At 64.0% G+C, this 16,333-nt stretch carries 13 protein-coding genes; 4 read left to right on the forward strand and 9 right to left on the reverse strand.

Features of this window, described 5'->3' with window-relative positions:
* The first annotated feature begins 9 nt into the window (after window positions 1-9).
* Window positions 10-1,719: an urease subunit alpha gene (ureC, locus tag R3X27_RS20340; RefSeq protein WP_317710725.1), complete on the forward strand. Its 1,710-nt coding sequence runs from the start codon at window positions 10-12 to the stop codon at window positions 1,717-1,719.
* A 195-nt stretch (window positions 1,720-1,914) separates the two neighbouring features.
* On the opposite strand, the gene ureG is transcribed toward ureC, so the two are convergent.
* From ureG to R3X27_RS20370, 6 genes are all read right to left on the reverse strand, one after another.
* On the reverse strand, window positions 1,915-2,526 hold the full coding sequence (gene ureG, locus R3X27_RS20345) for an urease accessory protein UreG (RefSeq protein ID WP_317710726.1): 612 nt from the start codon (window positions 2,524-2,526) through the stop codon (window positions 1,915-1,917).
* 21 nt (window positions 2,527-2,547) lie between these two features.
* Window positions 2,548-3,201 carry an urease accessory protein UreF gene (locus R3X27_RS20350; RefSeq protein ID WP_317710727.1) on the reverse strand — a complete coding sequence of 218 codons (654 nt, stop codon included), beginning with the start codon at window positions 3,199-3,201 and terminating at the stop codon, window positions 2,548-2,550.
* The gene (locus R3X27_RS20355; RefSeq protein ID WP_317710728.1) at window positions 3,191-3,661 is read right to left on the reverse strand and encodes an urease accessory protein UreE; all 471 of its coding nucleotides are present in this window, start codon (window positions 3,659-3,661) and stop codon (window positions 3,191-3,193) included. Before R3X27_RS20355 ends, R3X27_RS20350 begins: the two co-directional genes overlap by 11 nt.
* A gap of 84 nt (window positions 3,662-3,745) precedes the next feature.
* Window positions 3,746-4,357, reverse strand: a complete 612-nt coding sequence (locus R3X27_RS20360; protein ID WP_317710729.1) for a hypothetical protein — start codon at window positions 4,355-4,357, stop codon at window positions 3,746-3,748.
* An 82-nt stretch (window positions 4,358-4,439) separates the two neighbouring features.
* Entirely contained in the window at window positions 4,440-4,751 is a 312-nt protein-coding gene (locus R3X27_RS20365) for a hypothetical protein (protein ID WP_317710730.1), read from the reverse strand.
* 183 nt (window positions 4,752-4,934) lie between these two features.
* A complete protein-coding gene (locus tag R3X27_RS20370) occupies window positions 4,935-8,375 on the reverse strand; it encodes a pyruvate carboxylase (protein WP_317710731.1) in 3,441 nt (1,146 codons plus the stop codon).
* 226 nt (window positions 8,376-8,601) lie between these two features.
* On the opposite strand from R3X27_RS20370, the gene R3X27_RS20375 reads away from it, so the two are divergent.
* Both R3X27_RS20375 and R3X27_RS20380 read left to right on the forward strand, forming a co-directional pair.
* Window positions 8,602-11,049, forward strand: a complete 2,448-nt coding sequence (locus tag R3X27_RS20375) for an ATP-dependent helicase (protein ID WP_317710732.1) — start codon at window positions 8,602-8,604, stop codon at window positions 11,047-11,049.
* Between the two features lie 72 nt (window positions 11,050-11,121).
* Window positions 11,122-11,535: a response regulator gene (locus tag R3X27_RS20380; protein WP_317710733.1), complete on the forward strand. Its 414-nt coding sequence runs from the start codon at window positions 11,122-11,124 to the stop codon at window positions 11,533-11,535.
* 104 nt (window positions 11,536-11,639) lie between these two features.
* Here R3X27_RS20380 and R3X27_RS20385 read toward each other — a convergent pair whose 3' ends face one another.
* Both R3X27_RS20385 and R3X27_RS20390 read right to left on the reverse strand, forming a co-directional pair.
* A complete protein-coding gene (locus tag R3X27_RS20385; protein ID WP_317710734.1) occupies window positions 11,640-11,867 on the reverse strand; it encodes a DUF1127 domain-containing protein in 228 nt (75 codons plus the stop codon).
* Window positions 11,868-12,200: 333 nt separating this feature from the next.
* Window positions 12,201-13,655, reverse strand: coding sequence for an aldehyde dehydrogenase family protein (locus R3X27_RS20390; protein ID WP_317710749.1), 1,455 nt, complete (start codon window positions 13,653-13,655; stop codon window positions 12,201-12,203).
* Between the two features lie 196 nt (window positions 13,656-13,851).
* Here R3X27_RS20390 and R3X27_RS20395 point away from each other — a divergent pair, with 196 nt between their 5' ends.
* Entirely contained in the window at window positions 13,852-14,946 is a 1,095-nt protein-coding gene (locus R3X27_RS20395) for an alcohol dehydrogenase family protein (protein WP_317710735.1), read from the forward strand.
* On the opposite strand, the gene R3X27_RS20400 is transcribed toward R3X27_RS20395, so the two are convergent.
* The gene (locus R3X27_RS20400) at window positions 14,936-16,063 is read right to left on the reverse strand and encodes a Hint domain-containing protein (protein WP_317710736.1); all 1,128 of its coding nucleotides are present in this window, start codon (window positions 16,061-16,063) and stop codon (window positions 14,936-14,938) included. The genes R3X27_RS20395 and R3X27_RS20400 overlap by 11 nt on opposite strands.
* Window positions 16,064-16,333: the final 270 nt, after the last annotated feature.

Consider the following 16,333-nt stretch of genomic DNA (forward strand, 5'->3'; position numbering starts at 1 on the left):
AGGCCAGTCATGCCTGCCAAGATTTCCCGCGACGCCTATGCCGCGATGTTCGGACCGACCACCGGAGACCGGGTACGCCTGGCCGACACCGATCTCGTCATCGAGGTTGAGAAAGACCTTACAAGCTACGGCGAAGAGGTGAAATTCGGCGGCGGCAAGGTGATCCGGGACGGCATGGGCCAGTCCCAGGCGACCCGCGCAGAGGGGGCCGTCGACACGGTCATCACCAATGCGCTGATCCTCGACGTGACCGGCATCTACAAGGCCGATATCGGGCTGAAGGATGGGCGGATCGCCAAGATCGGCAAGGCAGGCAACCCGGACACTCAGCCCGGCGTTGACATCGTCGTTGGCCCCGGCACCGAGGCCATTGCGGGCGAGGGCAAGATCCTGACCGCCGGCGGGTTCGACAGCCACATCCATTTCATCTGCCCGCAGCAGATCGATGACGCACTACATTCCGGCCTCACCACCATGCTTGGCGGCGGAACCGGTCCAGCGCATGGCACGCTGGCGACGACCTGCACGCCCGGGCCCTGGCATATCGGGCGCATGTTGCAATCGGCGGATGCCTTCCCGATGAACCTCGCCTTCGCCGGCAAGGGCAATGCCTCGCTCCCGGCGGCGCTGGAAGAACAGGTCAAGGCCGGCGCCTGCGCGCTCAAGCTGCACGAGGACTGGGGCACGACCCCCGCCGCCATCGACTGCTGCCTGTCCGTCGCGGACGCGATGGATGTGCAGGTGATGATCCACACCGACACGCTGAACGAATCGGGATTCGTCGAGAACACCGTGAAAGCGATGAAGGGCCGGACCATCCACGCCTTCCACACCGAGGGGGCAGGGGGCGGTCACGCGCCGGATATCATCAAGGTGGTCGGCGAGGAACATGTGCTTCCCAGCTCGACCAACCCGACCCGGCCCTACACGGTCAACACGCTGGAAGAGCATCTCGACATGCTCATGGTCTGCCACCATCTCGACAAGGCGATCCCCGAGGACGTGGCCTTTGCCGAGAGCCGGATCCGCAAGGAGACCATCGCGGCCGAGGATATCCTGCACGACATGGGTGCCTTCTCGATCATCGCTTCGGACAGCCAGGCGATGGGCCGCGTCGGCGAGGTGATCATCCGGACCTGGCAGACGGCGCACAAGATGAAGGTCCAGCGTGGACGCTTGTCCGATGAGACGGGGGACAATGACAATGTCCGCGTCAAGCGCTACGTCGCCAAGTACACCATCAACCCGGCCATCGCGCATGGTATCTCGGGGCATATCGGCGCGATCGAGGAAGGCAAGCGGGCGGATCTCGTGCTCTGGTCGCCGGCCTTTTTCGGTGTGAAACCGGAGATGGTGCTGCTGGGCGGGACAATTGCCGTGGCGCAGATGGGCGATCCGAACGCCTCGATCCCGACGCCGCAGCCTGTCTATACGCGCCCGATGTTTGGCGCCTATGGCCGCTCGGTCGAGCGTTCGGCGGTGTGCTTTGTGTCGGCGGCGGCCCAGGCGGAAGGGATCGGTGCGTCGCTGGGGCTGGCCAAGGACACTTTGGCGGTGGGTGACACGCGCGGGATCGGCAAGTCGGACATGGTGATGAACGACGCCCGGCCCGAGATCGAGGTCAATCCGGAGACCTACGAAGTGCGCGCCAATGGCGAGCTGCTGACCTGCGAGCCCGCCAGCGAGTTGCCGATGGCGCAGCGGTATTTCCTGTTCTGATCGTCTGCCGACGCAAGGCGGGGCGGGATGTCGGCCCGTTTTGCGCTCGGAGGGGTGGCTGGGTTGAGTCGTAGGACGACGCCTTGACTGAGCACTTCTGGGCGCTGACACGGCTTGCGGCGCACGAATTTGCATTCGCAGCGAAGGGCCGCACCGTCCGCACAGCAGCAAAGTGCCGCCGACTTTATATCGCGATCAAAGCCCACCTTCGCGCCGAATGAAGGCAACGATCTCCTCAACCCCCATCCCACTGCGCAGCGCCGCCATGACGAAAGGCCGTGCCCCTCGTGCCGCCGCCGCATCGCGTTCGAGTTGGACGGGATCGACCCCGACATGCGGGGCGAGATCGGTCTTGTTCACCACGAGCAGGTCCGACCGGGTCACGCCCGGCCCCTTCTTGCGCGGGATGTCCTGCCCGGCGGCGGTGTCGATCACATAGAGCGTCAGATCCGCCAGTTCCGGGCTGAAAGTCGCGGCCAGGTTGTCGCCGCCCGACTCGATCAGAACCAGGTCCAGATCCGGGAACCGGGTCACCAGCTCATCGATGGCGGCGAGATTGATCGAGGCATCTTCGCGGATCGCTGTATGCGGACAGCCGCCTGTCTCTACACCGCGCACCCGCTCGCTCGGCAGGAGCTGTGCGCGCATGAGGAAATCGGCATCCTCCCGCGTGTAGATGTCGTTGGTGACCACGGCCATCGAGACCTCGTCCGCCAGCGCCTTGCAAAGCTCCGCCGACAGGGTGGTCTTGCCGGCGCCGACCGGGCCGCCGATGCCGACGCGCAAGGGTCCGTTGGGGCTGCTCATCACTGTCTCTCCGTCTATTGGTCAGCTCCGGAAGAGCCGAACCTCCTGTTCCTCGTGGCGGATCGCGGCGAGATCCGCGCCGAAGGCTGCGCTGCCGATATCTTCGAGAGAGGCCTCAACAGAAGCCTCCGCAACCGCGACAATTGCCTCTTTCAGCCGCGCCAGCACCGCTTGCCCGTCGCTTTGGCCGAGAGGGATGAACCGGATGCCTGCCGAAGCGAGGTTGCCCATGAAGCTATGCAGGTAGAGCGCCACGACCTGCGCGGGTGCAAGCGGCAACTCCGCCGCCGCCACGCCGAGTGCGACCGGCAGCGGGCGTTCCGGCACTGTGCTCCCGGTCATCGCATTCACGGTGCGGGTGAAGGCGGCGCCCTGCGCCTGCGTTTCCTGCCAGCGCTCCCGCGACGTCGCCAGCGCCTCGGCCAGATCGGCCAGTGCACCGGCCTGATCCGGCGCGCGCAGGGCATGGGCGAGCAGGATCGCGTCGCTGCGGCCTGCGCCCTGCGTGAGAATAACGGTGAGCCAGCGTTCGAGGCTTGTCGCGTCCCGGACCGTCTCGTCCGCGATCGCCGTTTCGAGTCCGTGCGAATAGGCGAAGGCGCCGAGCGGGAAGGCCGGCGAAAGCCATTGCGTCAGCTGCAGCAAAGCGGATGTTGTCTCGGACTCAGTGCTCATGCGCGTGATGCCCGTCCTCGCCATGGCTGTGTCCCAACGTCCGGCCGTGCCCATAGGCGCCGCCTTCCGGGGTGAAGGGCGCGGAGATCGGCGCGACCGTGGCGCCGAGCCCTTCCAGCATCTGCGCCAGCACCCGATCCTCCCGGATCAACAGCCGGTCAGCCTCGATCCGGCAGGGTGTGTGGCGGTTGCCGACATGCCAGGCCAGCCGCGCAAGGTTCGCCCCGGTCACGGAGAGGAGCGGCTCCTGCGCCGCGACGATTGCGACATGCGCACCGCTTTCCAGCACCAGCGCATCGCCATCCTCGAGCGAGACCGTTTCCGGCAGGTCCACGAGCAGATCCGTTCCGGACGCCGTCTCCAACCGTTTGCGCCTCAGGAAGCGACCCTCGTAATCCAGAAGCACGGAATCGACGGTTTCTGAGCCTGATTGCCGCTCGACCCTGACTGCCCGCTCCATCTGTCGCTCCCGCCTCTGGTTCCGATCGCGAGAGCCTAGCCGCCGCGCTGCAGCATGTGAAGCCCAACCCGGGTATTTGTGGAGTCAGGGCGGGGTCAGGCTGAAGCGTTCAGGCGCGTAAGGCTGCGTGCCGCCGTCAGGGTCCATCCGCGCCAGTTCCAGCGAGAGGCCGAGCTCTGGAAGATGCGTCATCATCGAGGTGAAGAAATCCGCGTCCCAGTGATAGGTCAGCAGGATCGGAAAGCCTTGATACGGGCAGCCAGCGATAGTGATCGCGGCGAGACTGCCGCTCTTCATCTCGATGACTTCTTCTTCCGACTCGGTGCCGTCGGCGAAGCGATTCATTGCCGTGACGGTCATTTCCGTATCGGGGCGCACGGGCATCTTCTCATGCAACCCGCCCGGGAAACGCGACAGGATGCGGCTGTTTTCCAGCTCTTCGTCGCCGTCGAGATTCACCTCGTCGATGATGAAGACACCGCCCATCGAGATCATCCGGAACTCGCCTTCCCCATCGGGAAAGCGCGTTGTCTCCTGGATCATTCCAGCCCCCAGCCAGCGCAGGCCAACGGTGCCGCCATCGGGATAGGTGGCGTAGGCCGTCGCGCCCTGATCGAGCTCAGCGCGGGTCGGGCAGTCCGTCGCCATGGCTGACCCCGGCAGACCCGCCAGAACCAGTATCGAGAGTAAACGCATGCGTATCGCCTCAGCGGGCCAGGTTCCGGCCCCATCTCAGCGCAGCTATCACGGTGGTGTCAAAATGGCGATGTCGACCGGATCAGCCGGCGGTCATTCCGTCCCGAAGCGGGTCTTCGGCAACAGTCTCGCGGCGGATCGGGCCGTTATAGAGCGGGCCGGCATAGAGGTGCTGCAGCATGGTGGCGCGGGTCATTCCGCGCTCCGCGAGCTGTTCGTCGCCGAGGCTTTGGAGAATCCGGACCTGGTCGATCCGCGCGGCCTGCCGACCCGGCGCGATGATCATCTCCCACAGCCCCCGCAGCGGTGAAAACAGTACCTGCGCGATGGAAATCTCGGTCTCGGTGCTCTGGCTGGTCCGCATCCCGGCGCTCCCGGCTTCGTGTTTCTGCATTGCAGCATTTCTTAGGGGGAGATGGAGCCGTTGTCAATTTGTGGACGGGGCGGCCGTTTGCATCAGTTGCGCCCCAAGCCGTGCCAATGAGCCCTCAGGTCCAATGTCCGCATGCGGATCAAAATGCCCTGCATGGGCATCGATTTCCGGGTGGCGGCGCGAAACATCGCGCCGCCCGCTGTTTTACTCCAGCTCGATCAGAAGATCCTTGGCATCGACCTGTTCGCCGGCATGGACATGGACCGCTTTCACAACGGCGTCGCGCTCGGCATGGATGCCGGTCTCCATCTTCATTGCCTCGATGGTCACCATCAGGTCGCCGGTCGTGACATGTTGTCCGGGCTTCACGCCCACGGAGGCAATGGAGCCGGGCATCGGCGCGCCGATATGGTCCGCATTCGTGATGTCGGCCTTCGGGCGGACGGCCACGGCGCCTTGCATCTTGCGGTCCGGCACGCGGATGGTGCGCGGCTCGCCATTGAGCTCGAAGAAGACCTTCACCTCGCCTTCCTCATTGGTCTCCGAGACCGCCTGCATGCGGATCTCCAGCGTCTTGGCGGCTTCGATGGCCGGCGCGATCTGCTCGGAGGGCTGCATGCCGTAGAAATAGGCATGGGTCGGCAGGACACGGACCGGGCCATATTCGTCATGCCGGGTCACGTAATCGGCGAAGACCTTGGGATACATAAGGTAGCCGTTCATGTCCTCGTCATCTGGCTCGAAGCCGAACTTGGCCTTCATCTCGGCGCGCACGGCGTCGAGGTCGACCGGCGGGACATTCTTGCCGGGCCGTTCGACCGACGGCGTCTCGCCCTTGAGGATCTTGGACTGCAACGCCTCGGGCCAACCGCCGGGAGGCTGACCAAGCGCACCACGCATCATGTCGATCACGGAATCCGGGAAGGCGACATCGCGTTCCGGGTTCTCGACATCGGCGCGGGTCAGGCCTTGGGAGACCATCATCAACGCCATGTCACCGACGACCTTCGAACTGGGCGTGACCTTCACGATATCGCCGAACATCTGGTTCACCTCGGCATAGACATGCGCAACCTCGTGCCAGCGCTCTTCCAGCCCCATGGAGCGGGCCTGCGCCTTGAGATTGGTGAATTGTCCGCCGGGCATCTCGTGCAGGTAGACCTCGGAGGCCGGGGCCTGCATGCCGCTTTCGAAGGCGACATAATGGCTGCGCACGGCTTCGAAATAGTTGGAGATCTGGCGGATCTCCTCGATATCGAGACCGGTATCGCGCTCGGTATGGGCGAGCGCCTCGACAACCGTGCCGAGCGTGGCCTGGCTGGTGTTGCCGGAGAAGGCATCCATGGCGCAATCCACCGCGTCCACACCGCTTTCAGAGGCCGCGAGGATGGTCGCGCAGGCGATGCCGGCAGTGTCATGGGTGTGGAAGTGGATCGGCAGCCCGACCTCTTCTTTCAGCGTCTTGATCAGCACGCGCGCGGCGGCGGGCTTGAGCAGGCCGGCCATGTCCTTGAGCCCGAGGATATGGGCGCCGGCGGCCTTCAGCTCTTTGGCCGTGGCGACATAGTATTTCAGGTCGTATTTGGCGCGGTCCGGGTTCAGGATATCGCCCGTGTAGCAGACCGTGCCTTCGCAGACCTTGTTGTTCTCGACCACCGCATCCATGGCGACGCGCATGTTCTCGACCCAGTTCAGGCTGTCGAAGACGCGGAACACGTCAACGCCGGTCTCGGCGGCCTGCTTGACGAAAGCCTGCACGACATTGTCGGGGTAGTTCGTGTACCCGACACCATTGGCCCCGCGCAGCAGCATTTGCGTCATAAGGTTCGGCATCGCGGCGCGCAGCTCGCGCAGGCGCTGCCAGGGGCATTCCTGCAGGAACCGATAAGCCACGTCGAAGGTCGCGCCGCCCCAGCATTCGACCGAGAAAAGCTGCGGCAGGTTGGCCGAATAGGCCGGGGCCACGTTGATCATGTCGATCGAGCGCATGCGGGTGGCCAGGAGCGACTGGTGGCCGTCGCGCATCGTGGTGTCGGTGATCAGGAGCTGTTTTTGATCCGCCATCCAGTCGGCCACGGCCTGCGGGCCGAACTCCTCGAGGATGTTGCGCGTACCCGGCACCGGCTTGCGGGTCTGCAGCGGCGGCACTTGCGGCTGGCGGATATCGGCGGGCGGCCGGGCGCGGCCGGCGACATCCGGATGGCCGTTCACGGTGATGTCGGCGATGTAGTTCAGGAGCTTGGTCGCGCGGTCCTTGCGCGCCGGGAAGTGGAAGAGCTCGGCCGTCTCGTCGATGAACTTGGTGTGGTACTCGTTGTTGAGGAACATCGGATGCGCGAGCAGGTTCTCGACGAAGGCGATATTGGTGGCCACGCCTCGGATGCGGAACTCGCGCAGGGCGCGGTCCATCCGGGCGATCGCGTCCTCGGGGGTGGGCGCCCAGACGGTCACCTTCTCCAGCAGCGAATCGTAATAGCGGGTGATGACGGCGCCGGTATAGGCCGTGCCGCCATCGAGGCGAACGCCCATGCCGGTGGCGCCGCGATAGCCGGTGATGCGGCCGTAGTCGGGGATGAAGTTGTTGCGCGGATCCTCGGTGGTGATCCGGCATTGCATGGCGTGGCCGTCGAGCTTGACGTCATATTGCGACGCCGTACCGGTGGCTTCGATGAGGCTCTTGCCTTCGGTGACAAGGATCTGGGCCCGCACGATGTCGATCCCGGTGATCTCTTCGGTCACGGTATGCTCGACCTGCACGCGTGGGTTCACCTCAATGAAGTAGAACTCGCCGGTGTCCATATCCATGAGGAACTCGACCGTGCCCGCGCATTGGTAGTCCACATGTTCGCAGATGCGCTTGCCGAGATTGCAGATCTTCTCGCGTTGGGCGCTCGACAGGTAGGGCGCGGGGGCGCGTTCGACGACCTTCTGGTTGCGGCGTTGAACAGAGCAGTCGCGCTCGTAAAGATGGTAGATGCGGCCATGGTGGTCGCCGAGGATCTGCACTTCCACATGGCGGGCGCGCTGGATCATCTTCTCCAGGAAGCCCTCGCCATTGCCAAAGGCGGCCTCGGCCTCGCGCCGCCCTTCGAGCACCTTCTCGACCAGCTCGTCCTCGCCCAGGATCGGACGCATGCCGCGCCCGCCACCGCCCCAGCTTGCCTTGAGCATGAGAGGGTAGCCGATCTCGGCTGCTTCTTTCTTGACTGCGTCCATGTCATCGCCGAGCACATTGGTGGCCGGGATGACCGGCACGCCCGCCTCGACGGCGATCTTGCGCGCGGAGGCCTTGTCACCAAGCTGGCGCATGGTCTCGGCCTTCGGTCCGATGAAGGCGATGCCATTGGCGGTACAGGCATCGACGAAATCGGGGTTTTCAGAGAGCAGGCCGTAACCCGGATGGATCGCATCGGCGCCGCATTCAAGCGCGACCCGGATGATCTCGTCGATCGAAAGATATGCCTGGACGGGGCCCATGCCGGCACCGATCGGATAGGCCTCGTCCGCCTTGAACCGGTGCAGCGAGAGCTTGTCCTCTTCCGCGTAGACGGCCACCGTGCGCTTGCGCATCTCGGAAGCCGCGCGCATGACGCGGATGGCGATCTCGCCACGGTTGGCGACGAGGATTTTCTTGAAATCGGACATCGATGGTTCCCTTTTGCAGTCGCAGCAATTGTGTAAGGCGGATTGGGTTTGCATGGCAATAACGTAAAAGTTGGTATGTCGCGACCGGTTTTGTCGATAATTGCTCTTCTTGGCTATAAAAGTAGACAATTATTGGCCCGTTTGAAAGATCTTTGATGGCCCGCCTCTACGGAACACATGGCGAACAAAGGTTTTCCTTCCACGCAGAGACGGATATGGTTCGGCCATGAGCAGTTTCGATGAAGACGAGGCCTTCGCGGCCGCGGTTCCCCTGTCGCAGCGCGCCATGGCGGCGCGCCCGGCCCCCTATCTCGACGAGTTGAATCCCGCCCAGCGGGAAGCCGTGGAGGCGTTGGAAGGGCCGGTGCTGATGCTGGCGGGCGCAGGGACAGGCAAGACCAAGGCGTTGACGGCGCGGATTGCGCATCTGCTGAATTCGGGCAAGGCGCGGCCGAACGAGATCCTGGCGGTGACCTTCACCAACAAGGCCGCCCGCGAGATGAAGCTGCGCGTGGCGCGGCTGCTGGGGATGGAACTGGAGGGGATGCCCTGGCTCGGAACCTTCCATGCGATCTGCGTGAAGCTGCTACGGCGCCATGCCGAACTGGTCGACCTGAAATCGAATTTCACCATCCTGGACACCGATGACCAGATCCGCCTGCTCAAGCAGCTGATCGCGGCGGCCAATATCGACGAGAAGCGCTGGCCTGCCCGACATCTGGCGCAGGTCATCGATAACTGGAAGAATCGCGCTTGGACGCCGGAAAACGTTCCCACTGCCGAGGCGGGGGCTTTCGACAACAAGGGCGTTGCCTTGTATCGTGCGTATCAGGCGCGGCTGCGGACGCTCAACGCGGTGGATTTCGGCGACCTGCTGTTGCATGTCGTTACGATTTTCCAACGGCACGAGGATGTGCTGGCGCAATATCAGCGCTGGTTCCGCTTCATTCTCGTCGACGAATACCAGGACACCAATGTCGCGCAATATCTCTGGCTGCGGCTGCTGGCCGGGGCGCATCAGAATATCTGCTGCGTGGGCGATGACGACCAGTCGATCTATGGCTGGCGCGGCGCCGAGGTCGGCAATATCCTGCGGTTCGAAAAGGATTTTCCGGGCGCGACGGTGATCCGGCTGGAGCAGAACTACCGCTCTACCGCGCATATCCTCGCCGCCGCGTCCGGCGTGATCGAAGCCAACAAGGGACGACTCGGCAAGACGCTCTGGACGGCGGCCGACGGAGGCGAAAAGGTCCGCCTCATCGGCCATTGGGATGGCGAGGAAGAAGCGCGCTGGATCGGCGAGGAACTGGAGGCGATGGGGCAGGGGACGCGCGGGCTCGCGCCACTCGGCCTCGACCAATGCGCCATTCTCGTCCGCGCATCGCACCAGATGCGGGCCTTCGAGGACCGCTTCCTGACCATTGGCCTGCCCTACCGCGTCATCGGCGGGCCGCGTTTCTACGAGCGGATGGAGATCCGCGATGCGATGGCCTATTTCCGCCTCGCCGTCAGCCCGGAGGACGATCTCGCCTTCGAGCGCATCGTCAATACACCCAAGCGGGGGCTGGGCGACAAGGCACAACAGAAAATCCAGATCGCGGCGCGGACCAATGGCGTCTCGCTGGTCGAAGGGGCAAAGATCCTGCTGGCGGCCAAGGGGCTGACGGGCAAGGGCGCCAAGGCGCTTGGGACGTTGCTTGACGGGCTTGAGCGCTGGCACCGGGCGGTCGTCGGGACAGCACCGCCGTTGCCGGACGATGATGATGTGCTTGACGACGGGCTGTTCGCGGCGCCGGAGCCGGGCGTGACCGCGGGTCCGCAGGTCTCGCATATCGAGCTGGCCCAGACGATCCTGGAGGAATCCGGCTACACGGCGTATTGGCAGAACGACAAGTCTCCGGAGGCACCGGGGCGGTTGGAGAACCTCAAGGAACTGGTCAAGGCGTTGGAAAACTTTGAAAATCTTCAAGGCTTTCTCGAGCATGTCTCGTTGATCATGGACAATGAGACCGATGATGGCGAGCCGAAGGTCACGCTGATGACGCTGCATGGCGCCAAAGGGCTGGAATTCCCGGCCGTTTTCCTGCCGGGCTGGGAGGACGGGCTGTTTCCCAATCAGCGGGCGATGGACGAGACCGGGCTCAAGGGGCTCGAGGAGGAGCGGCGGCTGGCCTATGTCGGCATCACGCGGGCCGAACGGCTTTGCACGATTTCTTTCGCCGCCAACCGGCGGATCTTCGGGCAGTGGCAATCGGCGTTGCCCTCGCGCTTCATCGATGAGTTGCCGGAAGAGAATGTCGACGTGCTGACCCCGCCCGGTCTGTATGGCGGCGGCTATGGCGCGGCAGCGACGGCGCAGCCCGTGCGGTCGGACCTGCATGATCAGGCGTCCCGCGCCGATGTCTACAATTCTCCGGGCTGGAAACGGATGCAGGCGCGCAGCCAGTCCCGTGGCATGAGCCAGCCGCGCGAGAGCCGCAACGTGACCATCGATCTCGACGCGGTCTCGTCCTTCGGCCTCGGTGACCGGGTTTTCCACCAGAAATTCGGCTATGGTGCCGTTACGGCAATCGAGGGGGACAAGCTCGAGATCGCCTTCGACAAGGCCGGGGTAAAGAAAGTTGTCGCGAAATTCGTCGTTCCGGCGGATTCAGCAGGCGATGTGCCCTTTTGACCTGCGACATTTTGTGTGTATGAAGGGGGCCGGAGACGCGAGTTCTGGCTCGCTGAGTCGCGGAGGGTACGCATGGACGTATTGGTTGTCGAGGACGACCCGAACCTGGCCTTTCTTTGGGGGGAGGTCCTGGAAAATGCGGGGCATGACGTCCGGATAGTCGATACGGAAACCGCTGCGGTGACGTCGCTACAGAAGACGCCCCATGATCTCGTCATTCTCGATCTCTGCCTTCATGGCAAGAAAGCGCTCGGCGTGGCGACGCTTGCGACCTATCGCAACCCATTGTGCAAGGTGGTGATCGTCAGCGGCTCGGCGGAATACTCACGCCGCACGCTCTTCGCCATGTCGCCGGCTGTGGCCGCTACGCTGCGAAAACCTGTCGATATCGAGGATCTTGTCCAGGTCTGCGAAGCCGTCGGGCGCAACGAACGCCACGTTCCGCTGCCGGTGCTCGAAGCCAGTGGCGTTGCGTTCCGCCAATAAGGCCCATTCGGTTTTTTCGTCCTAAAGACAGATTGACGACGACGCAGGGTGGAGTGCGTCTCCGTCAGATCGGCAAACAGGGTCGGAGACAGTTTTCCGGATGGCTATTCCAAGGTTACGCGGTCCGCCGCCTGCAGGGCAATGTCGCGGATCATGACGCTGGAAAGCCCGATATCGGCAAGGTCCTTCTCGCTCATCTGGCGAAGCTCGCCCAGCGTTTGCAGATAGGCCTTGCGGCGGGCGCGGTTCAGCTTCCCGGTCTCGATCATGTCCGTCATCCGACCCTGGAAAAGGCCGGTTGCGGCGCGGGGCAGTTGGAAGGCAAGGGCCATCTGACGATCCTTCGATATGTGTTCGACATCGGATCGAACCGTTTCCTGGAACGCGTATACTCGAATTGTTAGCGCTCACTTCGGTATCGAACGTACCGAAGGACGCGGGTTGAACAACCGGGGTGGCTGTCAAACCCGCTATGCATTTTCTGCACGAAGCTTTGCTGTAAGCGCTAGCACCTTCTGTCACGGTCCTGAGACTTGCGCCGCGTTGCGGGGCGCGTGCCTGTTCACGGCCGTCGCTAGGCGCGCAGGCAGGCGCCGGGGCATGGATATCCGTCCAAACGGGTTCGCGGAGACCGGGCAGCGTATTCGTCCGGATCGGGCCTGCCCTTACCGCAGTCGGATTGCGACATTCTTGGTCTGGACGTAGTTCAAAAGCGCCTCGCGCCCTTTTTCCCGCCCATATCCGGACTTTCCGTAACCGCCAAAGGGCGTCTCCACCCCGCCAGCATACCATTCGTTGACGAAGACCTGCCCGGCGCGGATACGGCGCGCGGCGCGCATGGCGCGGTCGAGATCCGAGGTGAAAACCCCGCCGACCAGTCCGTATTGCGTCGAATTGGCGATCTCGATGGCCTCCTCGTCGTCCCGGAAGGGAATGACGGAGAGGACCGGCCCGAAGATCTCCTCGCGGGCGATGGCCATGTCGGGGGTGACATCGGTCAGCACGGTCGGTTGGAGGAAGGCTCCGCTATAGTCTTTCGGACGCCGTCCGCCGGTGGCGAGATTGGCGCCGGCATTGATCGCTTCCGTGACCATGATCTCGGCCCGGTCGCGCTGTTGCAGGCTGACCATCGCACCCATATTGGCGCCAAACTCGGCCCGGTCGATCCCGGGACCGACCGAGAGTGTCTCCGCCATCTCGGCCACGCGGTCGACGAGGTCGTCATGCCGGCTTTCGTGGACGATCACCCGGCTCATCGCCGAACAGGTCTGGCCGGCGTTGAAATAGATCCCCCAGCGGACATCGTTGACGAAGGCATCGAGATCGGCGTCATCATGCAGGATGGCGGCCGATTTGCCGCCCAGTTCCAGCACGCAGGGCACCACGTTGAGCGCCGCCGCCTTGGCCACCGCGACGCCGGTCGGGACCGAGCCGGTGAAGACGACCTGGTTGACCTGGGGGTGTCCCGCCAGCGCCGCGCCGGCCTCGCGCCCATAGCCGCACAGGATGTTGACAGCGCCGGAGGGCAGCCCGGCAGCCTCCGCCGCCAGCGCGAACCAGGCCTGGCTCAGGGGCGTCAGTTCTGGCGACTTGATCACGCAGGCATTGCCTGTTGCGAGCGCGGCCGAGAGCGAGCGGGCGGCCATTTCCAGCGGGTAGTTCCAGGGGATGATCTGGGCCGAGACGCCATAAGGCTCATAGGTCGTGAAGTCGAAATAGTTGCGCCCGAGCGGGATCGACCGGCCTTCCAGCGTCTCCGCCTGGTTGCCGTAATACTCGAAATAGCGCGCGGCCCCGGTGATCTCGACCCGCGCTTCCCAGAGCGGTTTGCCCTGTTCCAGCGACAGAACCGGCGCAATCTCGTCGATCTTTTCCAGCAGGAAACGCCCCATCGCCTGCACCATCCGGCCGCGATCGACCGGACGCAGCCCGGACAGCTCGCCCGAGCGATGCACCTGCCGGGCCGCCTGCACCGCGAAGTCGACATCGCGCGCATCGGCCAGCGCGTGGGTCGCCAACACCTTGCCGGAGGCCGGGTCGATCACCTCGATCCGCCCGGCGCCGCCATCGACCCATTCGCCGTCGATGTAATTCTGCCAATAATCCTTGAGTTCCGTCATCGCTTCCCGTGCCTGTCCCTGTCGCGCGCGCCGAGGCGCGTCTGTTTTTCGCTTGTTGCGACCATCTTCGCTGGCGGCTTCCGGCACAAGCGAAGAATAGGAGCGTTCGGAGCCGGATTTCGCGTACCGGTCGAGACAGAGCATGTTATAGGGTTCGAACCGCCATCTGGCGGCTCCCAGTCCGCAGGAGGCCGATATGAGAATTTCGGAAACCATGCAGGCAATGGTGCTGACCGGACATGGTGGCATCGAGATGCTGGAATGGCATGAGGACTGGCCGGTGCCCACGCCCGGCCCGGGGCAGGCGCTGGTCCGCGTCGGTGCCTGCGGGCTCAACAACACGGACGTGAACACCCGCTCTGGCTGGTATTCCAAGCAGGTCAGCGAGGCGACGACGGGCGATGCCCATGACAGCGTCGATCCGGACGACCCGACCTGGGGCGGCGCGCCGCTTTCCTTCCCGCGCATTCAGGGGGCGGATGTGGTGGGCCGGGTCGCAGCGCTCGGCGAGGGCGCGGATGCGGCGCTGATGGGGCGGCGGGTCATGGTCGATTGCTGGCTGCGCGACTGGGACGACCCGCTCAATCGCGACAAGACGGGGTTCTTCGGTTCCGAATGCGATGGCGGCTTCGCGCAATACACCGTGGCGGACCAGCGCAATCTCGCCCCCGTCGAAAGCACGCTGAGCGATGCGGAGCTGGCGAGTTTCCCCTGCGCCTATATCACTGCCGAGGGCATGCTGACACGCGCCAAGGTCGGCCCGGAGGACCGCGTGCTCGTCACCGGAGCGTCGGGCGGTGTCGGCGGAGCGCTGGTGCAATTGGCCAAGCTGCGGGGGGCGACGGTCATCGCGATGGCGTCCGCGGCCAAGCATGAGGCAGTTGCGCAGCTCGGGGCAGATGCCTTGCTTGATCGGGCTCCGGAGGATCTGGGTGCGGCACTGCACGCCGCAATCGGGACCGATACTGTCACGGTCGTGGCTGACATTGCGGGCGGAGACAATTTCGGCCGGTTGATTGACCGGTTGGCGCGCGGCGGACGCTATACCTGCTCAGGCGCTATCGCCGGACCGATTGTCGATCTCGACCTGCGCACGCTCTACCTGCGAGACTTGACGTTCACCGGCTCGACCGTCGTGCCGCCGGAGGTCTTCCCGGCCGTCCTGCGCCATATCGAATCCGGTGCCCTGCGTCCCTCTCTCGCCGCAACCTATCCGCTGCGGGAGCTGCACCGCGCACAGCAGGCCTTTATCGACAAAATGCATACCGGCAATATCGTCGTCACGCCCTGAGCGCTGAATGTGGTCGTTGCGTAGCCTGTCCGGCAAGCAGCGGCACAAGCTCTGCGCGACACGGCGCAAGCCGGCTGAGAGGGCGCTCCCGCGCCTGAGTGGACAGGTCCGGGAAGAGGCGCAGGAGCTCCGGCCGCGTGTCCGAACCCATCGCGTTGATCGCCATCTGGCCAGGATGAAGGCTCTCGGTCGGACAGTCCTCGGCGAAAATGACCTGGTGGGAGTCGAAGAGCAGGTGGCAATAGGTGACGCGTTCACAGGGCTGCGCCGCGATGCCCGGATTGTCGGTCAGGTGTTCCGCTGCGACGAGGATTTCGGGCGTTCCGTAATGCAACTCCGCCACGGCGCCCTGGATGAGCATCCGGTGATTGGGCGAAACGCGCAGGCTGCGGCTGTTGCCAAGAACGCCTGCATCAATGCGAATCGGGGCGAGCCGGCCGGTGCCGCAGACGGTCCGCTGTCCGCTCCAACGCACGCGCTGCGGTGGCCCGTCCAGCACGTCCACAAGATCGCCTGCGCGGATTTCCTCCACCGGGCGGGCACCGGTCGGGGTTCGCACCAGCGTCCCGGCCACCAGACAAGGCGCGCCGTCCACATTGAAGAGGCCGTTGGCTTCTTCGTTTGTCCCCTCGTCAATGGCGCCATCGTCGTCAAAATCATAATCGGTGAGCCGGTCGAGTGTGATTGGCCCGGAAGCGAGCTCGTCGACAAGGGGCTCGTTGGCGGCGATCAACGTGGAGAGGACGGGCGCGCCGCTATCCGAAGAGACCAGCACATTCGCATTGAATCGCACATAGCTGTCACCAAGCCCGGTCAGATCGGACTGGATCTCTGCATATTGCCCGGGGTTCATCGGCTCGTAGCTGTAGAGGACAGTACCGCTCTGGTAGTCGGCGTCCGACGCGTAGACCATGAGGCCGACAACCTTCGTGCTGCCGTCAATCTCGCCATCGGTGGTCGTGTCCTTCAACAATACTTCGATCTGCCAACTCGACTCGAAGATGGCCGTGCCGTCGATGATGGTCAGAGTGCCGCCATTCCCGGCACCGGAGTTCGTACTGATACTGGGGTCGGACAGGAAATGATTGCCCGACAGGACAAAAGAACTGTTCGCCATCCTGGGAGTCTCCGAACTGCTTTGATACTCGTTATTCGCGACGCGTTACCATTCAGTGGATGCATGTTGCGCAAGCTCGGGATGGCGCAGGAGATCCACTCTGAAGTAATGCGAATTCAAATCGAATGCGCCACAGTTTCCTTGCGGATGCTTGAGCGTTGCGGCGAAAACACGCTGGTTGGCACCGGCTTCTCCAACATCCGTCTTTGCCGTGACTCCAGTCCGCAATTCCGGGCGATGGCGTCTTCGCCTCGGAAACCAAAGGTAAAA

Source organism: Tropicimonas sp. TH_r6, assembly GCF_033101155.1.
Classification (GTDB): domain Bacteria; phylum Pseudomonadota; class Alphaproteobacteria; order Rhodobacterales; family Rhodobacteraceae; genus Tropicimonas.